This is a genomic window from Streptomyces sp. LMG1-1-1.1 (genome assembly GCF_040815545.1).
Lineage (GTDB): Bacteria > Actinomycetota > Actinomycetes > Streptomycetales > Streptomycetaceae > Streptomyces.
Genome location: NZ_JBFPNH010000098.1, coordinates 169,803 through 190,626 on the forward strand (window position 1 = coordinate 169,803; position 20,824 = coordinate 190,626).

Genomic DNA, 20,824 nt, shown 5'->3' on the forward strand with positions numbered 1-20,824 from the left:
ATTCGGTCATTGACAGAAGTAACTCTCAGGGTTAGCTTCGCCGCATGAGTCACCACCTCGGAGTGGGCCAGGAGCAGCGCCTTCAGGGCTCACACATCCGGATCCTCCTGAGCGTCCCCCCAGGAGAGAAGGAAGCCTTCTTCCCTCCGGCGACGCTTCGGGCACTGGCAGCGCTCGGTGAGGTCACCGAGCGGGAGCCGGCCGCGCTGCAGTCGGAGCAGGCCTTTCGCCAGGCCCTCGACGGCGTCCACGTTCTCGTCACGGCCTGGGGATTTCCCCGGCTCGATGCCGCTCGCCTCGCGCTGGCACCCGATCTGCGTTTCGTCATGCACGCCGCGTCCTCGCTCCACTGGCTGGTCAGCGACGACTTCTGGGCCACCGGCCTGCCCATCTCCCAGGCGGGAGCGGCGATGGCTCCGGCTGTCGCGGAGCTCTCCCTGGGCTTCACCCTGTCCCTGCTGCGCCGGACCCACCGGCACGACCACGCGCTCCATTCCGGTCAGAGCTGGGAGACGGCCGCCGGTTCCGAGCGGGCACGCGAGATCAGCGGGGCCCGTATCGGCGTCGTCGGCGCCTCGCGGACCGGGCGGCGCTACATCGACATGTGCAAGGCGCTCGGCGCCGACATCCGCGTCTACGACCCGTACGTCCAGCCCGGTGACCCGCTCGCCGAGTCCACCACCGGCCTTCGGGAGCTGCTCGCGTCGAGCGACGTCGTCGCCGTGCACGCCCCCGCCACACCGGAGACGCACGGCATGATCGGCCCGGACGAAATCGCCGCGATGCGTGACGGCACACGGTTCGTCAACACCTCCCGGCCCTCGCTCGTGGACATGGACGCCTTGTTCGAGGCGGTCGCCTCGGGCCGGATCGATGCCGCTCTCGACGTGTTCGACAGCGAGCCACTGCCCGTCGACGACCGCTGGCGCCGCCTGCCGAACGCCCTCCTCACGCCGCACATCGCGGGCGCGACCGCCGACTCGCGGCAGCGCGCCGGGCGGATCGTCGTGGAGGAGATCCGACGGCACCTGGCCGGAGAGCCCCTGGAGCACGCGCTGACGCGCGAGGACCTGGCGAGGATGGGATGACCGCGCCCACGGCACGCAACATTCTGCTGCTGCACTGCCACGACCTGGGCCGGTTCCTCGGCGCGTACGAGGTTCCCACCGTGGTCTCACCGCATCTGGACGCCCTCGCCGCGCAGTCGGCCCTGTTCGAGGCGGCGTTCGCCACCGCCCCGCACTGCAGCCCCGCCCGGGCCTCCCTGTTCACCGGCACGTACCCGCAGAGCAACGGGGTCCTCGGACTCACCCACGACCCCTTCGGCTGGGACCTCACCGACCCCTCGACCCACCTCGCCGGCCGACTGCGCGCGGCCGGGTACGCGACCGAACTCATCGGTGTGCACCACGAGTCACGGGTCCTGGCGGACGACGTCGTGGCCGAGCGCCTCGGTTTCGACCGGGTCCGCAGCGGCGGCGACCGGGACACGGTCGTCGAGCGCACCGTCGAGGCCCTCGACCGGGCGGCCGCGTCGGACACCCCGTTCTACCTGCAGGTCGGATTCCACGAACCGCACCGCACGCCGTCGAAGAGGGACCGCCCCGGAGTCATGGGCTTCCTCGGCGACAAGGTGACCGCGGACGACTCCCTCGGGATCACCGTCCCCCCGTATCTCCAGGACGACGTGGGCGCCCGCGAGGAGATCGCCGAACTACAGGGCGCCGTAAGCCACATGGACGAGGGCGTCGGCAGCATCCTCGCCCACCTCGACGCGCTCGGTCTGACCGACGACACCATCGTGGTGTTCACCACCGACCACGGCCTCGCGCTGCCCCGGGCGAAGTGCACACTCTACGACCCCGGCCTGGAAGTCGCGCTCATGATGCGCGTACCAGGCCGGCCCGACTGGTGCGCCCGCCGCGTCGAAGGCCAGGTCAGCCATGTCGACGTCCTGCCCACCCTGTTCGAACTCGTCGGCCTGCCAGAGCCTGCGGACGGTCAGGGCGTCAGCCTGGTCCCCGTCGTGGAACAGGACCGCCCGGCTCGTACCCACACCTTCGGGCAGCTGTCCCACCACATCTACTACGACCCGAAGCGCTCGGTGCGGTCCGCGTCGCACAAGCTGGTCGTGAACTTCTCCAACGCCCCGCGGGCCATGGACCCCACCCAGTCGTGGATACGGCGCAGCCTCCCCGTGGATCTCAACGGCTCCAGCATCGGCTCCAGTCCCGCTCTGGAGTTGTACGACCTGGTCCGCGATCCGCACGAGCGGGCCAACCGTGCCCTGGACCCCGCCTACGAGGGCGTCCGGGATGAGCTCGCCACCGCGTTGCTGGACTGGATGCGTGCCACAGGCGATCCGCTCCTCAGCGCGCCGCCGCTGCAGCGGCGGCATCAGGACGCTCTCACCGCGCTGAGCGACGCCGCCCGCGACCAAGGGACGCAGCCGCTTCCCGGTTCCTCCGCCCCCATCTGTCACTCCCTTGCCGACAAGGCCGTCGCACCCCCACGAGAGAGAGAAACAGCATGAGCACACGACCGTTTCGCTTCGCGGCCCTCGCCGCTGCCGCCACCATGGCGATCACGGCCTGCTCGGGCTCGGGTTCCGGTGACGGCAAGGCCGAGGTCACGCTGTGGATGTACCCCGTCATCAAGGACGAGGCCGCGAGCAAGAAGTACTGGGCCGGGACCGAAGCCGCCTTCGAGAAGGCCCACCCCGGCATCGACCTGAACATCGAACTTCAGACCTTCGACAAGCGTGACGCCCAGATCTCCGCAGCCCTCGCCGCGGGATCCGGCCCGGACATCGTCCTGATCACCCCCGACCAGGCCGCGACCTACCACAAGGTGCGGGGGCTGCTTCCCGTCGACGACGCCGTCGCCGACGACCGTACGAAGTTCTTCCCCGGGACGCTCGAGGCCGCCACCATCGAGGGCAAGCTCTACGGCGTCCCCGCCTTCCAGAACGTCAACACCACCGCCTACAACACCAAGATCTTCGCCGATGCGGGCCTCGACCTGCCGAAGACCTGGGACGACGTACGCGCGGCGGCCCCGGTGCTCGCCAAGAAGGGCATCGCCGTCATGGACTACGCCGGCAGCCCCGAGCAGACCCTGAACCTCTCGTTCTATCCGCTGCTCTGGCAGGCCGGTGGGTTCGTCTTCAGTCCGGACGGCAACGACGTCGCGTTCGACTCGCCCGCCGGCGTCTCCGCTCTCCAGCTCCTCGTCGACCTGAAGAAGGCGGGCGGCCTCCCTCCCGAGGCGGCCACCGAAGGTCCCAAGGTCGAAGGGGCGCCCATCGCGACCGGCAAGGTCGCCATGCGACCCGTCACCTCCCTGCCCGAGCTCAAGCAGATGCGCGCCGCCCTCGGCAAGGAGAACGTGACCCTCGGCCTGCCCCTCCAGGGCAAGACCCGGGCGACCTACGGCAACCCCGGCCTGCTGTCCCTGACCTCCATCAATGAGGAGGAGAACCGGGAAGCCGCCTACGAGGTGCTCTCGTACCTCTCCTCGGCCGAGTCCCAGGAATCGCTCAACGCGGCCGCGGGCAACCTGCCGACCCGCGTCGACGTCGACGCTTCGGCCACGGACCCCGACCTCAAGGTCCTGAACGAAACCCTCCAGTACGCCAACCCCGGTGAGCCCTCGCCCTTCGCCCGCCAGGTGATGGCCACGCTGGCGCCGTACATCCAGGCCGCCCTCGGCGGCGACCTTACGCCGAAGGAGGCGCTGAAGAAGGCCGCCGAGGAAGCGCGCGCCCTTCTCGCCCGGTCCTGAACCCGTCAGGGGAGTGCGCGGTCCCCGCCAACCGACCGCGCGCTTCCTCTCCTCCCCGCTGATAGGCCGCCATGCCCGTGTACACACCTCCGAGCACCGGCTCGGACAGCCGACCGTCCCGCCATCCTGAGCCCATGCACCTCTCTCCGAGCAGTCGGGCGGCCCGGCGCCGTCTGAAGCGCCGTGAGGCCATGGCGGGCATCCTGTTCGTGCTGCCGACGCTCGTCATCTTCGCGGTGTTCAAGTTCCTTCCCATCGCCGGCGCCGGTGCGATGAGCCTGACGCGCTACCGTCTCAACGGCGACGTCAGCTATCTGGGGGCCGAGAACTACACGCGCCTGTTCTCCGACCCCCACTTCTGGCAGAGCCTCGGCGTGACGGTGAGCTACGTGCTCATCTTCGTGCCGCTCATCATCGTCGTCTCGCTGGCCGGCGCGCTGCTCCTGAACAAGATGGTGAGGTTCACCGGCACGTTCCGGGCCGTGCTCTTCGTCCCGTACCTCAGCTCCTTCGTGATGGCCGGCATCATCTGGTCCTGGATCTTCGACATGGACGGGCCGCTCAACGCCGCGCTCGGCGGACTCGGACTCGGCCCGGTCCCGTTCCTCACCGGGGACCAGCTCCTGGTCCTCGCCAGCCTCGCGCTGGTCTCGGTGTGGAAGGGCTTCGGATACTCGATGCTCGTCTTCCTCGCCGGACTCAAGGCCCAGCCCGCCGAGGTGCACGAGGCGGCGCGCCTCGACGGGGCGAGCAGCTGGCAGGCGTTCCGGCATGTGACCCTCCCGCTGCTCAAGCCCGTGATGTTCTTCGTCCTCGTGATCGAGACGATCATCGGCTTCCAGGTGTTCGACACCATCTACGTGATGACCGGCGGCGGCCCCAACCGGGCCAGCCACAGCCTCATCTACTTCCTCTACGACGAGGGCTTCAAGTTCCTCGACTTCGGCTACGCGGCGGCGATCGGCATGGTCCTCTTCGTCATCGTGCTCGTCCTGTCCCTCGTCCAGCGACGCCTCGTAGAAGGCAAGGAGACCAAGTGACCGCCCAGCCCTCCACCCTCGACGCCGGCCGCCCCGCCGCCCGTCGGCCCCGCAACCGGCTGCCGGCCCTCGCGCTCACCGTCATCTCGCTGTTCACCGTCGCGCCGCTGATCGCCGTGGTTGTCCTCGCCCTCTCGCCCGAGGACGCGCCCACCCTGCCGCACGCGATCCCCGACTCCCTCACGCTCGACAACATCACGCGGATCTTCGAGGTCGGAGAGTTCCCGCTTTGGCTCCTCAACTCCTTGGTCTACTCCGTGGTCTCCGTGGTGGTCATCCTCCTCACTGCCTCCATGGCCGCCTACGCCCTGGTGCGCAAGAGGTTCCCCGGGCGCAACGCGGTGCTGTGGGCGATCGTCGCCACCTTGATGGTGCCGATGCAGGCCACGCTCATCCCCACCTTCATCCTGGTGGCCCGCATGGACGGGGTGAACACCCTGTGGGGCCTGATCATGCCGACCCTCGCCAACGCCCAGGCGGTCTTCCTCATCCGGCAGTTCGTCCGCGACCTGCCCGACGAACTCTTCGACGCGGCACGGATCGACGGTGCGGGGGAGTGGCGGACCTTCGTGCAGATCGTGCTGCCGCTGATCCGGCCGGTGCTCGCCACGCTCGCCATCTTCGTCTTCCTGTGGCACTGGAACGACCTCCTGTGGCCGCTTGTCGTCGGCCAGACGGACGAGGCCCGGACCCTGACGGTCGGACTCGCCACCCTGCACACCGAGACGGTGTCCACGGCCGGCATCATGTCCGCCGCCCTCGTGAGCTTCATCCCCTGCTTCGTGATCTTCATGGTTCTCCAGCGGCACATCGTCGCCGGCGTCACCTCGTCGGGGGTGAAGGGATGACGTACGACGTGACAGCGCCACCCCTGCGGTTCGGACTCATCGGCGTCGACTCCCCGCACGCACCGTCCTTCACCCGACTCTTCGGAGACGGAGTCACCGGCACCGTGGCGGGCGGCACGGTCGTCGCGGCCTGGAGGGGCGTGGCGGCCGAGGACTTCCCGCTCAGCCGGGACCGCATCGACGCCTTCGCCCAGGAGGTCTCCGATCTGGGGGTGCCGCTGTACGACACTCCCGAGGACGTCGCCGAGCGCTGTGACGCCCTGCTCGTCGTCGCCTCCGACGCCCGTACCCACGCCGGTTACTTCACCGGGCTGACGCCGTTCGGCAAGCCGGTCTACGTCGACACGCGCTTCGCTCTCACGGCGGAGGACGCCCGGGCCATGCTGGCGACGGCAGGTGCCCACGGGTGCCTGCCGCTGGCGGGCTCACCGAAGCGCTTCACACCCGAGTTCCGCCGCGCCACCGGCTGGGGGCGGGCCGACCGCGTCGACCTGACCGGCCCGTTGCCCACCCAGCCCGGCCACGCCTTCCTGGCCTGGTACGGCGTGCACCTGGTCGACCTCGCGGTCGCGACGCTCGGGCCGGGATGTGCGCACGTCGACGCCTCGACCGGCGACAGGGTCACGCTGACCTGGCCGGACGGACGGGTGGCGACCCTCGGAGGTGAGGAGCGGTGGTCACCGCTCACGACGGGGCGCGTCAGCGGTCCCGGCGGAGCACGTGAATTCACCATCGAGGCCGGACCGCCCATGCTCACCGGGCTGCTCGCCTCGATCGTCGACGCCTGCCGCACCGGCATCCCCAACGTCCCCGAGGCGGAGGTGCTCGACATCGTCGCGATCGTCGAGGCCGCCCACCGCAGCCGCACGAGCGGCGCACCGGTGACCCTGTCATGACCCGTCAGCGGTCGTGCTGCGCCGCGAGCCGCGAGACCGGACTGGCGCAGCGGCTGCTCGCGACGGGGCCGAGCGTGGCGGCGGAACGGTCCCCGTCCCGACCTTCGGGCATGGCACTTCTGCCCGGAGGTACGTTCCTGATGGGCACCGACGCCGGTGACGGGTACGCCGCCGACGGTGAGGGACCGGTGCGCGAGATCCGCCTCGCCCCGTTCCTGATCGACACCACGACGGTCACCAACGAGGCGTTCGCCGAGTTCGTCGACGCCACCGGGTGGGTGACGCTGGCGGAGCGGTTCGGCTCGTCGTTCGTGTTCGTCGGTCTGCTGCCCGACGGCGTACGGGGCGGCCGCCCCGTACCGGCGACACCGTGGTGGCGGGAAGTCGCGCACGCCGACTGGCGCCGTCCGGAAGGCCCCGGATCGGACATCGCCGACCGTATGGACCACCCGGTGGTCCACGTCACCTGGCGTGACGCCCGCGCCTACGCGAAGTGGGCGGGCAAGCGCCTGCCCACCGAGGCCGAATGGGAGTACGCGGCCCGCGGCGGTCTGACGCAGGCCCGCTACCCGTGGGGCGACGAGCGCGAGCCCGGCGGTGCGCACCGGATGAACGTGTGGCAGGGCGAGTTCCCCGCGCACAACACCGCTGCGGACGGTCACCTCGGCACCGCGCCGGCCGACGCGTACGAACCCAACGGGTACGGGCTGTACAACACCTGCGGCAACGTGTGGGAGTGGTGCTCCGACTGGTTCCACCCCACATGGCACGCCACCGGCCCCCGGACCGACCCCGCCGGGCCACCGAGCGGGGGCCGCAAGGTGATGCGCGGCGGCTCCTACCTCTGCCACGAGAGCTACTGCTTCCGCTACCGGGTCGACGCACGCAGCTCCAACACCCCCGACAGCAGCGCCGGCAACATCGGCTTCCGCTGCGTCGCCGAAACCGGCTGACCTGACACAGGTAACCCAGCCCCTACCTCTCACAAGGAGGTGGGGGCAGCCACATAGCGAATAGCAAGCGCTTTCTGCACTCAGTTGCAGTTAGTTCCACGCCACACCAGAGGGAGACACGAGCATGAGCCGCAAAGTCATAGGCATCGTGATGAACGGCGTGACCGGCCGCATGGGCTACCGCCAGCACCTGGTCCGCTCCGTGCTGGCCATCCGCGAACAGGGCGGTCTGCCCCTGGACGACGGAACCGTCATCTGGCCCGAACCGATCCTCGTCGGCCGCAGCGACCGCAAACTGAAGGAACTGGCAGACCGACACGGCCTGGAGCACTGGACCACGGACTTGGACGAGGCCCTGGCCCACCCCCTCGCCGAAATCTACTTCGACGCCCAGGTCACCACGGCGCGGGAGAAGGCGACCCGGACCGCGATCGCGGCCGGCAAGCACATCTACACCGAGAAGCCGACCGCCGAATCCCTCGACGCCGCACTGGAACTGGCCCGGCTGGCACGCGAGGCGGGCGTGTGCAACGGAGCCGTGCAGGACAAGCTGTTCCTGCCCGGCCTGCTGAAGCTCAAGCGGCTCATCGACAGCGGCTTCTTCGGACGGATCCTCTCCGTACGCGGCGAGTTCGGCTACTGGGTCTTCGAAGGCGACTGGCAGACCGCCCAGCGGCCGTCCTGGAACTACCGGGCCGAGGACGGCGGCGGCATGATCCTCGACATGTTCCCGCACTGGCGGTATGTGCTGGACGGTCTGTTCGGCGAGGTCCGCTCCGTGTACGCGCACACCGCGACCCACATCCCCGCGCGGGTCGACGAGCAGGGTGGGAGCTATGCGGCGACCGCGGACGACGCCGCCTACGGCGTCTTCGAGCTGGAGGGCGGCATCACGGCCCAGATCAATTCCTCCTGGGCCGTACGGGTCGACCGGGACGAGCTCGTCGAGTTCCAGGTGGACGGCACCGAGGGCAGCGCCGTGGCCGGCCTGCGCAACTGCCGTGTCCAGCACCGCTCCCTGACGCCGAAGCCGGTGTGGAACCCGGACCTGCCGGTGACCGAGTCGTTCCGCGACCAGTGGCAGCAGGTGCCGGACAACGGTGAGTTCGACAACGGCTTCAAGATCCAGTGGGAGCTCTTCCTGAAGCACGTGGTAACCGGCTCGGAGTACCACTGGGACCTGCTGGAGGGCGCCAAGGGCGTCCAGCTCGCCGAACTCGGCCTGCGCTCCGCCCGCGAAGGCCGCCGTCTCGACGTCCCCGCACTGGAGATCCGATGACACTCGTCCTGCGCCTCCCTGACGGCCCCCACCGTCTCCGTACCCCCGCCGTCCTCGACGTGCCCGACCGCCCGATCACCTCCCGGGTCGTGTACGCCGCCGCCCATGTGGTCGCCGATCCCCTGGGGGACAACCGCCCGGGAGCACCGGCGGCCGTCGACTGGGACACCACACTCGCCTTCCGCCGGCACCTGTGGTCCCTCGGCCTGGGCGTCGCCGACGCCATGGACACCGCCCAGCGCGGCATGGGCCTCGACTGGGCCGCCACCCGTGAACTCATCACCCGGTCCGGGGCGGAGGCCCGCGCCGTGGGCGGGCGCCTGGCCTGCGGCGTCGGTACCGATCACCTCACCGGGGCTCCCTCCCTGTCCGCCGTCATCGACGCCTACCAGGAGCAGTTGGCCGTCGTGGAGGAGGCCGGTGCCCGGCCGATCCTGATGGCGAGCCGCGCACTGGCCGCGGTGGCCAAGGGGCCCGAGGACTACCTCCACGTGTACGGCGAGGTCATCGACACCGCTTCGCAACCGGTGATCCTGCACTGGCTGGGCGAGATGTTCGACCCGGCACTGGCCGGCTATTGGGGCGGCGCGAACCTGGACGACGCGACCGACACGGTGCTCGACCTGATCAGGGAGAACCAGCCGCGCGTCGACGGCATCAAGGTGTCCCTTCTCGACGCCGACCGGGAGATCGCGCTAAGGCGCGCGCTGCCGGAGGGCGTACGCATGTACACGGGGGACGACTTCAACTATCCCGATCTGATCCGCGGGGACGAGGTCGGTCACAGCGACGCGCTGCTGGGTGTCTTCGACCCCATGGCGGCGGTTGCGTCGGCCGCGCTGCGTGCACTGGACGCGGGTGACACCGCGCGGTACGACGCCCTGATGGAGCCCACCCTGCCGCTGGCCCGGCACCTGTTCGCCGCGCCGACGTACCACTACAAGACAGGCGTGGTCTTCCTTGCCTGGCTGGCCGGCCACCAGAGTCACTTCACCATGGTGGCCGGTGCGCAGAGCGGGCGTTCCGTCCCCCATCTGACCGAGCTGTTCCGGCTCGCCGACGCGGCCGGAGTCCTTCCCGACCCGGAGCTCGCCGTCCACCGGATGCGGCAGTTCCTCCACGTCGCGGGGGTGGACGCGTGAGCGGCCTGGAGCGCCTGTCGCTGAACCAGATCACCACCAAGCGTTGGAGCCTTCACGAGGCCGTCCAGGGGTGCGTGGACGCGGGCATCCCGGCGATCGGCCTGTGGCGGGACAAGGTCGCCGAGACGGGAGTCGCCGAGGCGGCGAAGCTGGTCCGCGACGCCGGCCTCGCCGTCAGCAGCCTGTGCCGCGGCGGCTTCCTCACCGTCGACGGACCCGAGGCCTACCGGGCGGCGCTGGTGGAGAACTTCCGCGCTCTGGAGGAGGCCGCCGAACTCGGCACCGACACGCTCGTCATGGTCGTCGGCGGACTGCCCGAGGGCTCCCGCGACCTGGCCGGCGCCCGCGCCCGGGTCGCCGACCTGATCGCCGAACTCGCCCCGCACGCGGGTGACGCCGGGGTCCGCATGGCGATCGAACCCCTCCATCCCATGTTTTGCGCGGACCGGGCCGTCGTGTCCACCCTGGGCCAGGCGCTGGACCTCGCCGAACCGCACCCAGTGGCGCAGGTGGGCGTGGTCGTCGACAGCTACCACGTCTGGTGGGACCCAGACCTGCCACGCCAGATCGAGCGTGCCGGACCGCGGATCGCCTCCTACCAGGTCTGCGACTGGACCCTGCCCCTCCCGGCTGACGCCCTGCTCGGCCGGGGCCACGTGGGGAACGGCCACATCGACTTCCGCACCCTGACCGACCAGGTCACCGCCGCCGGCTACACCGGCTGGATCGAGGTCGAGATCTTCAACGAGAACGTCTGGGACACCCCGGGTGAGCAGACCCTCAAGACCGTGGTCGAACGCCACCTGGCCCATGTAGCCGGTCCATGAAGATCCTCATAGCCCCCGATTCGTTCAAGGGGACCGCGACGGCGGTGCAGGCAGCGCGCGCCCTGGCCGACGGCTGGCGCTCCGTCCGGCCGCACGACGACCTGGTTCTGCTGCCCATGGCGGACGGCGGCGAGGGCACCCTCGAAGCCGTCGCGTCGGCCACACCGGGCACGGAGATGCGCCTGGTGCCGGGGTGCACCGGGCCCGACGGCCGTAGCGTCGACGGGGCGTACGCGATGCTCCCCGACGGTACGGCACTGGTCGAACTCGCCGTCGCCAGCGGCCTTCCGCTGCTGGAAGGCCGACTCGCCCCGCTCACGGCCACGACACGCGGCACCGGTGAGACGATCGCGCGTGCCCTGGACGACGGTGCTCGACGCCTCGTGGTGGCCCTGGGAGGATCCGCCTCCACGGACGGCGGCGCCGGACTCCTGAGCGCGCTGGGCCTGCGGCTGCTCGACGCCGACGGCCGTCCCCTCACGGACGGCGGCGGCGCCCTCGTCCAGGCCGCCACGGCCGACCTCACGGCGCTTCGTCCGCCGCCGCCCGGTGGAGTTCTCCTGCTGAGCGACGTGACGAACCCACTGCGGGGGCCGGAGGGCGCGGCGACCGTCTACGGCCCGCAGAAGGGCGCGGGACCAGGGGAAGTCGCCCACCTGGACCGCGGGCTCGCCCGCCTGGCCACACTGCTCGGCGGGGAACCCGAAGCCCCCGGCGCCGGGGCGGCAGGCGGCACGGCCTACGGCCTCGCGGCCGCCTGGGATGCCCGGCTGGTACCCGGGGCGGTCGCGATCGCCGACCTGCTCGCCCTCGACAGCGAACTCGACGCCGCCGACCTGCTGATCACCGGTGAGGGATGCTTCGACCGGACCAGCGCCCTCGGCAAGGCGGTCGGCGAGTCGTTGCACCGGGCCCAGAGGGCGGGCACGTCCGCTGCGGTCGTGGCAGGGCGGGTTGCCGCGGCCGACGACAGGGCACACACCTTGCTCTCCCTGACCGCACTCGCGGGCGACGACGTCTCGGCCCGCGCCCACGCCCCACACTGGCTTCGGCGAGCCGGAGCGACCCTCGCGGCGGAGGCGTTCTAGTGGCTTGTCACGCGGCCATGTCCGGGTAGTCGCCCCGCTGCTCTCGGGCCGGCGGACCGTCCCGGGGACTGGATCTCCGAACGCGCAGGACTTCGAGCCGGACGCCCACCAGGCACGCGACCATCGGGACAGGCTCGGCGGTTACTCGTGCCGAGGCGCTGACCCGAACCATGGCAGCCGCGCCGCCGGCAACGGCCTGTCCTTCGGCACCTGTCGCGACAGGTGCCGAAGGACAGGCTTCGGGGAGCTGTGCACCGTGGTGCTCGCTGCGAGGAGCGTCGGGACGCGGGTCAGCGGTCGTTGAGCTCGATGCGGATCAGGTTGCGGCCGCGGATCGCGTAGAACCGGCCGACCTCGTCGACCGTCGCGCGGGGGATGCCGTACCACTCGCCGTTCAGGGTGGCCAGGTCGGTGCGCTCGAAGGTCCGTGGGTCGAGCCGGAAGAAGGCCTTGCTGGAAGCGCAGAACACCTGCTCACGGCTCACCAGGAGCGTGCCGTAGTTGGGTACCACCGGCCCGTGGTTGGCAGTGTGGACCACCTGTCGTGTCGTCAGGTCGACCACGAAGAAGTCGCCCCGGTGACACATGATGTACAGATGGCGGCCCAGCACCGCGAGGCCGGTGATGCCGGTCGGCCTGGTCTGCGGAGTCATCCGCCACAGCTCGCGGTGGGACGTGGGATCCCACGCCACCACGGTCCCACCGCTGTTGCCGACGTTCTGCCCGCCGAGGAAGGCGATGCCGTCGTGCACCGCGACGGTCCGCACCATCTGGGTCTTGTCGATCGGGTTGACGGCGACCGTCGTCTCGGAGGTCCTCGGGTCGAAGGTCATGAGTGAGCCGCCGCCGAGGGTGTCGGACTGGAGGCCGATCAGCGCCACCTGGTTCCGGTCGTCCCAGACGATCTGGTGCGGCCGGTTCTGGCCGGGCGGCAGGAGGGCCTGCTTGCGGGTCCATTCGCCGTCGACCCGCGGGTCGTGGGCGAGGATGCCGATACCGTTGTACTGCGCGAAGTAGGCCACGCGCTCGTGGATGAGGATGTCCTTGGCCTCGCTCGGTGCGAGGATCCGGGTCTTCGTGCCGTCGCGGAGGTTGTGGCGCACCACCGCGTTGGTGCCGCCCACGTAGACGCCACGCGCTCCGGCGGCGATCGACATCGCCAGTTGGGGATCGGCCGGAGCGCCTCCGGCCACCAGGTCGTAGGCCGTGGCCTGACCGGTGGCGGGGTCCACCCGGTAGACGAGGCCGAACGCCGAGACGGCCATCACCGACCCGTCCCGTTCCCACAGCCCCCAGATCTCGCCGAACTCGCCCTCCTGGAGTTCGATCTCACGGAAGACCCCCGTGCTCAGCGTGAGCTCGACCAGCGTGCCGCCGTTGAAGTACACCTTGTCCTCGCCCACGAAGACCGGCAATCGCAGGAACTTTCCGCCGTGACGCAGTAGCCGGTACCGGCTCGGGTCGGCGAGGTCGATGATCGCGACCGCGGCTACGTCTGCGGGGCTGGCACAGACGTAGAGCGTGTCGCCCTTGAGGGCGATGTCGCGCACCTCGACGGCATCGGCGAACTCAGGGGGCAGCAGGGACGTGTACTCGCCGGTGGCGCGATCCATGACGAACAGGCCCGCCCTGGTGCTGGTCGGGGTCGCTCCGAGGGACGCGCCGGTGCCGATGTAGAGGTGGTGTTCGGTCGCCACCAGGCAGCGGATCATCGGCACGTGGGGGTCCGGTCCGGTGATCTCCGTCAGAGTGCCGGACGCCGGATCGTACATCCGGAGCCGTGGAGCGGCCTCCTGACCACCGAAGAACAGCACACCGTCGGGCGCCATCGCGATCGCGTAGGGCCTCAGGCCGCCCAATGACGCCAGGTCCTCCTTCGGCGCGTCCGGCTGCGAAAGGTCGAGCCGGATGAAACCGGGCTCGGCACCTCCGCGTTCGTCGACCGCCGCATACAGGTATCGGCCGCCGGGGTCGGCGGCCAGCAGCTGGGTGCTGATCCCGGGCCCTGGCGTGATGCTCGTGACCTTCCGCGTGTTGAGGTCGTAGCCCACGATGCGCATGGGGTCGATGTTGCGCGAGGCGACGTACACCCGATCGCCGACGGGGATGCCGGCGGCCAGCGAGAAGTTGTTCACCGCCGGGCCCAGGTCGGTGATCCGGACACTGGGCGTGATCGCGGCGGCCGCCGTGCCGGGGGCGAACGCCGCAGCGAGGCCGGCGAGTGCCCCCCACTGCAGGACGCGGCGACGATCGATCGGGGACGAAGGGGTCATGAATACCACCTGGTGTCGGTGTCTGCTGAGGTCGGACCGTCGCGGGCGGAGCCCCGGGAACCGTGGTCGACGGCGTGAGCGCTGCCGGTCAACGTAGGAGCCCGAAAACGTTCTGTCAATGACCGAATAAAGTAGGTGAGGTAGGTGCCCTGAACGGGTCGATCCCGATAGAGTGGTCTAGTCCACTCTCCTTCAGAAATGGCAGACCCTACGTGGAAGTTGTCATCGTCAAGGACGCCAAGGCGGGCGGCGAGCTCATCGCGGACGGCATCGCCGGCCTCCTGCGCCGCAAGCCGGACGCGCTGCTCGGCGTGGCCACCGGATCGACTCCGATCCCGATCTACGACGCCCTGATCGCCCAGGTCAAGGCCGGCGGCGTGGACGCCTCGCGGGCCCGGATCGCCCAGCTGGACGAGTACGTCGGGCTGCCGGCCGGGCACCCGGAGTCGTACCGCTCGACCGTGCTCCGCCAGGTCGTCGAGCCGCTCGGGCTCTCCCCCGAGGCGTTCATGGGCCCGGACGGCTCCGCCGAGGACGTCCTGGCCGCCTGCGAGGCGTACGACCGGGCGCTGGCCGAGGCCGGTGGCGTGGACCTGCAGATCCTCGGCATCGGCACCGACGGGCACATCGGCTTCAACGAGCCGTGCTCCTCGCTCGCCTCCCGCACCCGGATCAAGACGCTGACCGAGCAGACCCGCGTGGACAACGCACGGTTCTTCGACAACGACATAGAGCAGGTGCCGCACCACGTCATCACCCAGGGCATCGGCACCATCCTGGAGGCCCGCCACCTGGTGCTGCTCGCCACCGGCGAGGGCAAGGCCGAGGCCGTGGCGCAGACCGTCGAGGGCCCCGTGGCGGCGCTCGTGCCGGCCTCCGCGCTCCAGCTGCACCCGCACGCCACCGTGGTCGTGGACGAGGCCGCCGCCTCCAAGCTGAAGCTCGCGGACTACTTCCGCGCGACGTACGCGGCGAAGCCCGCGTGGCAGGGCCTGTAGCCGCGCCTGCGGCGGGCCAAAGTGGCATAGCCGCACATTTTGTGCGGCGGACCGGGGGGCTACGGCGCGGCCAAGTGCCTCCGTCGGGGAGAGGCGGGAGGTCCGGACGGCCGGGTAGAGCCCCGCGAGGACGCCGAAGGCGAGGGTGGCCCCGATGCCACCGGCCATGGCCCAGGGCGGGACGGCGGTGGGCCAGCCCTGGTAGAGGGCGTATCTGGAGGTGACAGCCGTGCCAAGGAGGCCCCGCTGGTGTCGCCCAGGGCGGACAGGAGCAGGGACTCGGCGAGGAACCGCGTCCGGATCCGGCCCCGGGTCGCCTGAGAGCGCGGCGCAGCCCGATCTCCCGGCGGCGTTCCAGGACGGAGACGACCATGGTGTTGGCCACGCCCGTGCCTCCGACGAGCAGCGCGACGGGAGCCGAGGTCGAGGAGGAGTCCGGTAAACGCCTCGTCCGCGGCCTGTTGGGCGGCCAGGGCATCGGAGAGGCGGCGGCGTTCGGCTTGCATCCCCACCTTCATGCTTTCGGCGATGCCCGGGGCACAGATCTCCACCCGGCCTCCGGAGAACAGCCCACGGATCTGGACCTCGACGGCGTCCACTGCCGAGCCCTTCACCGAGCCCGTCCTTCTCGGCCTGGCGGTCTTGGTGGTCCGTAACCACTTCAAGCGCTGACCCAGCGCCCCGCAGTCAGGGACCAGCAGGACACCGAGATCGCCGGACACCGAAGCAACCGCTGCGCCCGTACCGCCGCAGGGAAGATTTCAGTGAGCAGGTCACAGCCCCGCTCACTGAGATCTCTGTGCGACCTGTCACCGAACCCCAGTGCTTGCTGAACTTTCCGTGAGGTCATTGTGTGCCGCCCGCTTCTGCTTCACGTTCACGCGACCATTCGGCATCGCTCTTCCACCCATTGCCGAACCTCGGCCGGAGAGAAGCGCAGCTGTTGGCCTACCCGGAAGCTCGGCAATTCTTCCTTGAGGTGATCGTCGTACACCCAAGAAGCCGGCTTCCCGAGATAGGCGGCAAGCGCCTCGACGTCCCACATCGGCTCACTTGCGCAGGATTCCTCTACGTTTGCTTCAGCTGCTCGCGAGGACGGTAATGAAGAAAGACGGCCGCGCCAAGTGACTGGATGCCGTCCACGCGCGCGGAGTCAGCACCGATCCAGCACGACGCACCCGAACGGACCGGAACGGGCGCCAGCGGAAGTCAGCACCAGGTCAGCACCAGCGCGTCCGTGGTCGATTTGCCTCGCGCGGTCCACGCCTCTGACCTGCATGTTTGTGCAGGAGGGCGCTGCGTGGTAAGAGGCGCCCTCCCATTTGGAGAACATCTGGCTGCGGACGAAGAGGTACGACGCGAACGGCAAGGTCAGAGGCGGTACGGGCGGCGTCTGCTACGTCTACTGGCCCGCTGAACCGGCACCAGGTCAGCACCATGCGCTGCGGGAGCTCGGCCTGCTGTGAGCATGCAGGGTTCCACGGCCGTCTCGACGACCTGACGGCGCGGCTCTGCACCGGACGACACTCCCCGGCACTGCGGCGGCGGAGCGGCACGATGCCGTAGCGTCGGGCTTCGACCTGGTCGGCAGCCGCGTTTCCTGAGGAGTTCGTCCGTGCAGCAGCCACGTTCCGAGGGCCGTAGTCGGAATAAGTGGCTCTCCGAGCGCCGTCGGTCGGCGGTGAGCGGTCTCATCGCTCTGGGAACGGCTGCGCTCCTCCTCGGCCTTGACCGCAGCTGGGCGCAGATGTCGGTGGCGGACGTGTGTGTGGTGATGCTGCTCGCCTATCTCTTCCCCTATCTCCTGATCACGGCGATCACCTTCTCGACCGCCTCGCCCGAGCGCGTGCGCAGCTGGGCGAGCCGGGAGACGCGGGGCACGACGCTCCAGCGATACGTGTACGGGACGGCCCCCGGACCAGGGGTTTCCCTCGTCATCGCGGCCGCGGCGCTCGTGGTGGCGGTGGTGTGGCGCCCCGGGCACATCGGATCCTCGTTCGAACCGGTCGCTCGGGCGGCGGTGGCACTCACCCTGGTCGCCGTGGCCTGGATCTGTGTGGCCGTGTCCTTCGCGGTCGCCTTTCAGGCCGACAACCTCGTCGAGCGGGAACGGGCACTGGAGGTCCCCGGAGGGGAGGACCCGACCTGGAGCGACTACGTCTATTTCGCCTTTTCGGTCATGACGACGTTCGGCACGACCGACGTCACCGTGCTGTCCCGCGAGATGCGTCGGACGGTGACCGTCAACGCGTGCATCGCCTTCGTCTTCAACACCGTCACGGTGGCCAGCCTCGTCTCCGCTCTGGACAGCCTCTGACCGGGGCGGCTACTTCTGCGCGTGCGCGCCCAGGAGGCTCACCACGGTGAGCCGCAGGTAGGTGCCGGTGACGTAGAAGAACACCCGCAAGGCGATGCCCTTGGCCTTCCATCGCTCGTCGGCACGGTCCGCGTCGTGGTCCTTGCTGCTCACGACATCCGCTCCCAGGGTTGTGGTGGACGAAGGGGCTGAAAGGGCTGAGGTGGATGACGGGGGCTGAAGGGGCTGCGGTCGGCCGACCGTAGCCCCTTCCCGCGATTCGGCTGGTGGAGTCGTACCTTGCTAGTGCTGCCGGCCGGTCGGGTCGGCAGCGGCGACCTGCGCGAGGGCGTAGAAGCTCGACTGGCCCAGCCCCGCGGCCTCGGCCGCCTTGAGATTGCGCACGGCGGCTTCCAGTACGTTCGCGTTGAAGCCGGAGCTCCTCATGCCGTCGACGCAGGTCTCGCCTCCGTGGGTGAACACCGAGAGCGTGGCCTGGTCCGTCGTGAAATCGCCACCGTCGATCGCTGCCACGGCCTCCCCGGTCGCGTCCTTCAGCGCTGCGAGGACCTTGTCCGTGGCCTCGTTGAGGACGTCGCCCGGAACTCCCTGGCTCTGGGCGTACGCCACGGCGTCGACATAGGCGGCCAGTGCGGCGATGTACACCCCGCCGACGATCGTGAGGTCGACCGCGCTCGCGGTGTGTACCTGATCGGAGACGAACCGCATCGCGCATGACTGAGACCCCTCCCTCCACCGCACCCGTCGTCGACCTCCTCTGTGTCGGTGCGGGATTTTCAGGCCTCTACGCGGCTTACAAGGCCGTCGAGAAGGGCTGGACGTTCGCAGGATTCGAGGTCGCGCCCGATGTCGGCGGTACTTGGTTCTGGAACACGTATCCCGGCGCCCGGTGCGACGTCGAGAGCGTCTACTACTCCTACTCGTTCAGCCAGGAGCTTCTGCAGGAGTGGACGTGGAGCGAGCGCTTCGCTCCGCAGGCCGAGATCCTCGACTACATCAATCACGTCGCGGACCGCTTCGACCTGCGCCGGCACTTCGAGTTCGGCACCCGGGTGACGTCCGCGACCTGGCTCCCGGACGAGCGGCTCTGGGAGGTGGCCCTCGACTCCGGCGAGACCCGGCGGGGTCGCCACCTGCTCGCCGCCTCGGGCGGCCTCTCGGCGCCCAAGGACTTCGACGTGCCGGGCCTGGAGAACTTCACCGGGACCATGGTCTCGACGAGCCGGTGGAACATCCCGCTGAGCGATCTTGCGGGCAAGCGCGTCGCCGTGATCGGCACCGGATCGTCCGCGGTCCAGTGCATTCCGCTCATCGTCGAGGTCGCCGAGCACCTCACCGTGTTCCAGCGCACCCCCAACTACGTGTTGCCGGCCCGCAACGCCCCGCTGTCGGTGGACTACGTCGACGAGATCAAGAGCAGCTACGCGGCGATCCGTGAGGAGTGTCGCCACTCGCTCGGTGGCATCCCGGACCGCATCCCGGACGCCGCCGCGTTCGACGTCTCCGACGAGGAGCGGCGTGAGCGCTACGAGCGGGCCTACGTACGCAGCGGATTCAACGGCGTCGGCGGCGAGTTCTCCGATCTTCTGACCGATGAGAGGGCCAACGAGACCGCGGCGGAGTTCGTGCGCCAGAAGATCCGCCAGATCGTCCAGGACCCGAAGGCCGCCGCCGTCCTCGAGCCCCGCTTCCACCCGCTCGGCGCCAAGCGCAGCTGCTTCGGCACCGACTACTACGAGACCTTCAACCGCCCCGACGTCTCGGTGGTCTCCCTGCGCGACGAGCCGATCGCCACCATGACGGCTGACAGCATCGTCACGAGCGCCGACTCCTACGAGGTCGACGCTATCGTGCTGGCGATCGGATTCGACGCCTTCACCGGCCCGCTGTTCGCACTCGACGTCTCCACCCCGGAAGCCGGCAGGCTGCAGGACGCGTGGAGCGACGGAGTCCGGACCTACCTGGGCGTCATGGCCGCCGGGTTCCCGAACTTCTTCATGATCGCCGGGCCGCAGAGCCCCGCGCTCGCGAGCAACGTCGTGGTCACGATCGAGCAGGCCGTCGACTGGATCACCGTTCTGATCGGGCACGCGAAGGCCGGCGGCGCCGAGGTCATCGAGCCGACGGCCGAAGCCCAGGACGACTGGGTGAAGATCACCGAGAACACGGTCGGCCGGACTCTCTACGCGACCGCCGACTCCTGGTACCGGGGGTCGAACGTGGCCGGCAAGCCGACGACCTTCCTCGGCTATGTGGGCGGAGTCGGCAAGTACCGCCGTATGTGTACCGAACTCGCCAAGCGCGGTTACCCGGGCATCGAGCTGGACGGCGAGACCGTAGCCCGCCGCCTCGGCCGCATCCACCAGGAGATCGCGTGAAGGTCGTACACCAGCGCTACGTCGCCCACTCCGAGGCGCACTACGCGGGGAGCCTCGTCGACGGGGCCTTCGGACTGAAGCTCTTCGGAGACGCCGGAACGCACCTGGCGATCACCCTCGACGGCCACGAGAGCCTGTTCGCCGGCTATGCGTCGGTCGAGTTCCTCGCCCCGGTCCGTGGCGGCGACGTCGTGGAGGTGGAGGCGCGCCTGGCGTCGAAGGGAAGGCGCAGCCGGACCGTCGACTTCGAGCTGCGGATCATCTGCCGATCCGTCGACGACAGCGGCCGGGCCGACGTCCTCGCCGAACCCATCGTGGCCACCCGGGCGCGAGGGACGGCCGTCGTTCCGGCCGAATTCGCGACGACAGCACCATGACGTCGGGGCGGGGCCGGTAGGCGAGGACAGTGCGAGATGAACGACGCGTAGTCGGTCACGGCGCTCGAAACGGATCACGGCGGTGGGCCCGAAGGTCCACCGCCGCGTCGCGTGGTGAGCGGCGCCCTCCCATTGGGGAGGACATCCGGCTGCGGACCAAGCGCTACGACGCGAGCGGCAAAGTGGCCTCCGGCACAGGAGGGGTCCGTCACCTCTGCCTTCCCGACCGGCCCTCGCCCGCGCGGCGCAAGGCCCTCGGGGCTCCGGGCATCGGCTGACGTGGCGGGGCGGCTGCGGGGGCGTGACCGACGTCTCTACCGCGGGGCCGCCCGCGTGGCGCAAGGTGGTCGCCATGACCTCCACCACGTACGCCCGCCTCCTGACCCGCACGCGGACGGGCGGGCCCCGCGACGACGGCCCCAAGATCCTGGAGCACGTGCTGGGCTGGACGCTGGTCGTCCTGCTCGCCGTGTTCGTCACGGGGGCCGGCCTCATGTGAGGCAGGACCACCGGCGGTGGGCGGAGGTCCGCCGCACGGGAGCGTGCCTTCCGCTGCCGGGCGTGTGATTCCGCCGTGGCGGCGTGAGGGCGAGGGTGCGAACGGGCATACTTCCCGCGATTCCGG

21 protein-coding genes and 3 pseudogenes are annotated in these 20,824 nt (G+C 70.0%); 19 read left to right on the plus strand and 5 right to left on the minus strand.

What is annotated here, in order from left to right:
- Positions 1-44: 44 nt before the first annotated feature.
- From MRBLMG1_RS36965 to MRBLMG1_RS37015, 11 genes are all read left to right on the plus strand, one after another.
- Positions 45-1,088, plus strand: a complete 1,044-nt coding sequence (locus tag MRBLMG1_RS36965; protein WP_030552467.1) for a hydroxyacid dehydrogenase — start codon at positions 45-47, stop codon at positions 1,086-1,088.
- A complete protein-coding gene (locus MRBLMG1_RS36970) occupies positions 1,085-2,533 on the plus strand; it encodes a sulfatase family protein (protein ID WP_078946078.1) in 1,449 nt (482 codons plus the stop codon). The genes MRBLMG1_RS36965 and MRBLMG1_RS36970 overlap by 4 nt, the downstream gene beginning before the upstream one ends.
- Positions 2,530-3,783, plus strand: a complete 1,254-nt coding sequence (locus MRBLMG1_RS36975) for an extracellular solute-binding protein (RefSeq protein WP_367828536.1) — start codon at positions 2,530-2,532, stop codon at positions 3,781-3,783. Before MRBLMG1_RS36970 ends, MRBLMG1_RS36975 begins: the two co-directional genes overlap by 4 nt.
- Positions 3,784-3,917: 134 nt before the next feature.
- Entirely contained in the window at positions 3,918-4,823 is a 906-nt protein-coding gene (locus MRBLMG1_RS36980) for a carbohydrate ABC transporter permease (RefSeq protein ID WP_037635896.1), read from the plus strand.
- A complete protein-coding gene (locus MRBLMG1_RS36985) occupies positions 4,820-5,671 on the plus strand; it encodes a carbohydrate ABC transporter permease (protein ID WP_106978626.1) in 852 nt (283 codons plus the stop codon). Before MRBLMG1_RS36980 ends, MRBLMG1_RS36985 begins: the two co-directional genes overlap by 4 nt.
- An 8-nt stretch (positions 5,672-5,679) precedes the next feature.
- On the plus strand, positions 5,680-6,567 hold the full coding sequence (locus MRBLMG1_RS36990) for a Gfo/Idh/MocA family protein (RefSeq protein ID WP_367828537.1): 888 nt from the start codon (positions 5,680-5,682) through the stop codon (positions 6,565-6,567).
- The gene (locus tag MRBLMG1_RS36995) at positions 6,564-7,520 is read left to right on the plus strand and encodes a formylglycine-generating enzyme family protein (protein WP_414721720.1); all 957 of its coding nucleotides are present in this window, start codon (positions 6,564-6,566) and stop codon (positions 7,518-7,520) included. The genes MRBLMG1_RS36990 and MRBLMG1_RS36995 overlap by 4 nt, the downstream gene beginning before the upstream one ends.
- Positions 7,521-7,644: 124 nt before the next feature.
- Positions 7,645-8,799: a Gfo/Idh/MocA family protein gene (locus MRBLMG1_RS37000; protein ID WP_367828538.1), complete on the plus strand. Its 1,155-nt coding sequence runs from the start codon at positions 7,645-7,647 to the stop codon at positions 8,797-8,799.
- Positions 8,796-9,941: a dihydrodipicolinate synthase family protein gene (locus MRBLMG1_RS37005; RefSeq protein WP_367828539.1), complete on the plus strand. Its 1,146-nt coding sequence runs from the start codon at positions 8,796-8,798 to the stop codon at positions 9,939-9,941. Before MRBLMG1_RS37000 ends, MRBLMG1_RS37005 begins: the two co-directional genes overlap by 4 nt.
- Complete coding sequence (locus tag MRBLMG1_RS37010; RefSeq protein WP_367828540.1) at positions 9,938-10,768, plus strand: sugar phosphate isomerase/epimerase family protein; 831 nt, start codon at positions 9,938-9,940, stop codon at positions 10,766-10,768. The genes MRBLMG1_RS37005 and MRBLMG1_RS37010 overlap by 4 nt, the downstream gene beginning before the upstream one ends.
- Complete coding sequence (locus tag MRBLMG1_RS37015; RefSeq protein ID WP_367828541.1) at positions 10,765-11,856, plus strand: glycerate kinase; 1,092 nt, start codon at positions 10,765-10,767, stop codon at positions 11,854-11,856. Before MRBLMG1_RS37010 ends, MRBLMG1_RS37015 begins: the two co-directional genes overlap by 4 nt.
- Before the next feature lie 290 nt (positions 11,857-12,146).
- Here the strand turns inward: MRBLMG1_RS37015 and MRBLMG1_RS37020 are convergent, their stop codons facing one another.
- On the minus strand, positions 12,147-14,129 hold the full coding sequence (locus tag MRBLMG1_RS37020; protein ID WP_367828542.1) for a hypothetical protein: 1,983 nt from the start codon (positions 14,127-14,129) through the stop codon (positions 12,147-12,149).
- A gap of 212 nt (positions 14,130-14,341) precedes the next feature.
- Between MRBLMG1_RS37020 and nagB the strand changes: the two genes are divergently transcribed.
- Positions 14,342-15,127 (plus strand): glucosamine-6-phosphate deaminase, encoded by a 786-nt coding sequence (nagB, locus tag MRBLMG1_RS37025; protein ID WP_367828543.1) that lies wholly within the window; start codon positions 14,342-14,344, stop codon positions 15,125-15,127.
- 72 nt (positions 15,128-15,199) lie between these two features.
- Here the strand turns inward: nagB and MRBLMG1_RS37030 are convergent.
- Positions 15,200-15,618, minus strand: a pseudogene (locus MRBLMG1_RS37030) (ABC transporter permease); the annotation flags it as partial.
- Between the two features lie 37 nt (positions 15,619-15,655).
- On the opposite strand from MRBLMG1_RS37030, the gene MRBLMG1_RS37035 reads away from it, so the two are divergent.
- Positions 15,656-15,799, plus strand: coding sequence for a hypothetical protein (locus MRBLMG1_RS37035; protein ID WP_367828544.1), 144 nt, complete (start codon positions 15,656-15,658; stop codon positions 15,797-15,799).
- 205 nt (positions 15,800-16,004) lie between these two features.
- Here MRBLMG1_RS37035 and MRBLMG1_RS37040 read toward each other — a convergent pair whose 3' ends face one another.
- Complete coding sequence (locus MRBLMG1_RS37040) at positions 16,005-16,172, minus strand: helix-turn-helix domain-containing protein (protein ID WP_367828545.1); 168 nt, start codon at positions 16,170-16,172, stop codon at positions 16,005-16,007.
- 280 nt (positions 16,173-16,452) lie between these two features.
- Between MRBLMG1_RS37040 and MRBLMG1_RS37045 the strand changes: the two are divergent.
- Both MRBLMG1_RS37045 and MRBLMG1_RS37050 read left to right on the plus strand, forming a co-directional pair.
- Positions 16,453-16,593: pseudogene (locus MRBLMG1_RS37045) on the plus strand (peptidase C39 family protein); the annotation flags it as partial.
- Between the two features lie 215 nt (positions 16,594-16,808).
- The gene (locus MRBLMG1_RS37050; RefSeq protein WP_367828546.1) at positions 16,809-17,444 is read left to right on the plus strand and encodes a DUF1345 domain-containing protein; all 636 of its coding nucleotides are present in this window, start codon (positions 16,809-16,811) and stop codon (positions 17,442-17,444) included.
- Positions 17,445-17,453: 9 nt separating this feature from the next.
- Here the strand turns inward: MRBLMG1_RS37050 and MRBLMG1_RS37055 are convergent, their stop codons facing one another.
- Together MRBLMG1_RS37055 and MRBLMG1_RS37060 are read right to left on the minus strand one after the other, a co-directional pair.
- Positions 17,454-17,597, minus strand: coding sequence for a hypothetical protein (locus MRBLMG1_RS37055; RefSeq protein ID WP_367828547.1), 144 nt, complete (start codon positions 17,595-17,597; stop codon positions 17,454-17,456).
- A gap of 129 nt (positions 17,598-17,726) precedes the next feature.
- Complete coding sequence (locus MRBLMG1_RS37060) at positions 17,727-18,152, minus strand: hypothetical protein (RefSeq protein WP_367828548.1); 426 nt, start codon at positions 18,150-18,152, stop codon at positions 17,727-17,729.
- 5 nt (positions 18,153-18,157) lie between these two features.
- Between MRBLMG1_RS37060 and MRBLMG1_RS37065 the strand changes: the two genes are divergently transcribed.
- The 4 genes and pseudogenes from MRBLMG1_RS37065 to MRBLMG1_RS37080 all read left to right on the plus strand — a co-directional run bounded on the left by MRBLMG1_RS37065 (position 18,158) and on the right by MRBLMG1_RS37080 (position 20,698).
- The gene (locus MRBLMG1_RS37065) at positions 18,158-19,822 is read left to right on the plus strand and encodes a flavin-containing monooxygenase (protein ID WP_367828549.1); all 1,665 of its coding nucleotides are present in this window, start codon (positions 18,158-18,160) and stop codon (positions 19,820-19,822) included.
- Complete coding sequence (locus MRBLMG1_RS37070; protein WP_367828550.1) at positions 19,819-20,199, plus strand: hotdog domain-containing protein; 381 nt, start codon at positions 19,819-19,821, stop codon at positions 20,197-20,199. The genes MRBLMG1_RS37065 and MRBLMG1_RS37070 overlap by 4 nt, the downstream gene beginning before the upstream one ends.
- A 137-nt stretch (positions 20,200-20,336) precedes the next feature.
- Positions 20,337-20,477: pseudogene (locus MRBLMG1_RS37075) on the plus strand (peptidase C39 family protein); the annotation flags it as partial.
- Positions 20,478-20,551: 74 nt separating this feature from the next.
- Positions 20,552-20,698, plus strand: a complete 147-nt coding sequence (locus MRBLMG1_RS37080) for an SCO1431 family membrane protein (RefSeq protein WP_367828551.1) — start codon at positions 20,552-20,554, stop codon at positions 20,696-20,698.
- The last annotated feature ends 126 nt before the right edge of the window (positions 20,699-20,824 follow it).

What these genes read in the sequence shown, in the direction of transcription:
- MRBLMG1_RS36970 (WP_078946078.1), top strand. Translation starts at nt 1,085, where the DNA reads ATGACCGCGCCCACGGCACGCAACATTCTGCTGCTGCACTGCCACGAC.
- MRBLMG1_RS37060 (WP_367828548.1), bottom strand. Translation starts at nt 18,152, where the DNA reads ATGCGGTTCGTCTCCGATCAGGTACACACCGCGAGCGCGGTCGACCTC.
- MRBLMG1_RS37015 (WP_367828541.1), top strand. Translation starts at nt 10,765, where the DNA reads ATGAAGATCCTCATAGCCCCCGATTCGTTCAAGGGGACCGCGACGGCG.
- MRBLMG1_RS36965 (WP_030552467.1), top strand. Translation starts at nt 45, where the DNA reads ATGAGTCACCACCTCGGAGTGGGCCAGGAGCAGCGCCTTCAGGGCTCA.
- MRBLMG1_RS37035 (WP_367828544.1), top strand. Translation starts at nt 15,656, where the DNA reads ATGCCCGGGGCACAGATCTCCACCCGGCCTCCGGAGAACAGCCCACGG.
- MRBLMG1_RS37005 (WP_367828539.1), top strand. Translation starts at nt 8,796, where the DNA reads ATGACACTCGTCCTGCGCCTCCCTGACGGCCCCCACCGTCTCCGTACC.
- MRBLMG1_RS37080 (WP_367828551.1), top strand. Translation starts at nt 20,552, where the DNA reads ATGACCTCCACCACGTACGCCCGCCTCCTGACCCGCACGCGGACGGGC.
- MRBLMG1_RS36980 (WP_037635896.1), top strand. Translation starts at nt 3,918, where the DNA reads ATGCACCTCTCTCCGAGCAGTCGGGCGGCCCGGCGCCGTCTGAAGCGC.
- MRBLMG1_RS37040 (WP_367828545.1), bottom strand. Translation starts at nt 16,172, where the DNA reads ATGTGGGACGTCGAGGCGCTTGCCGCCTATCTCGGGAAGCCGGCTTCT.
- MRBLMG1_RS37020 (WP_367828542.1), bottom strand. Translation starts at nt 14,129, where the DNA reads ATGACCCCTTCGTCCCCGATCGATCGTCGCCGCGTCCTGCAGTGGGGG.
- MRBLMG1_RS36975 (WP_367828536.1), top strand. Translation starts at nt 2,530, where the DNA reads ATGAGCACACGACCGTTTCGCTTCGCGGCCCTCGCCGCTGCCGCCACC.
- MRBLMG1_RS37065 (WP_367828549.1), top strand. Translation starts at nt 18,158, where the DNA reads ATGACTGAGACCCCTCCCTCCACCGCACCCGTCGTCGACCTCCTCTGT.
- MRBLMG1_RS36995 (WP_414721720.1), top strand. Translation starts at nt 6,564, where the DNA reads ATGACCCGTCAGCGGTCGTGCTGCGCCGCGAGCCGCGAGACCGGACTG.
- MRBLMG1_RS37000 (WP_367828538.1), top strand. Translation starts at nt 7,645, where the DNA reads ATGAGCCGCAAAGTCATAGGCATCGTGATGAACGGCGTGACCGGCCGC.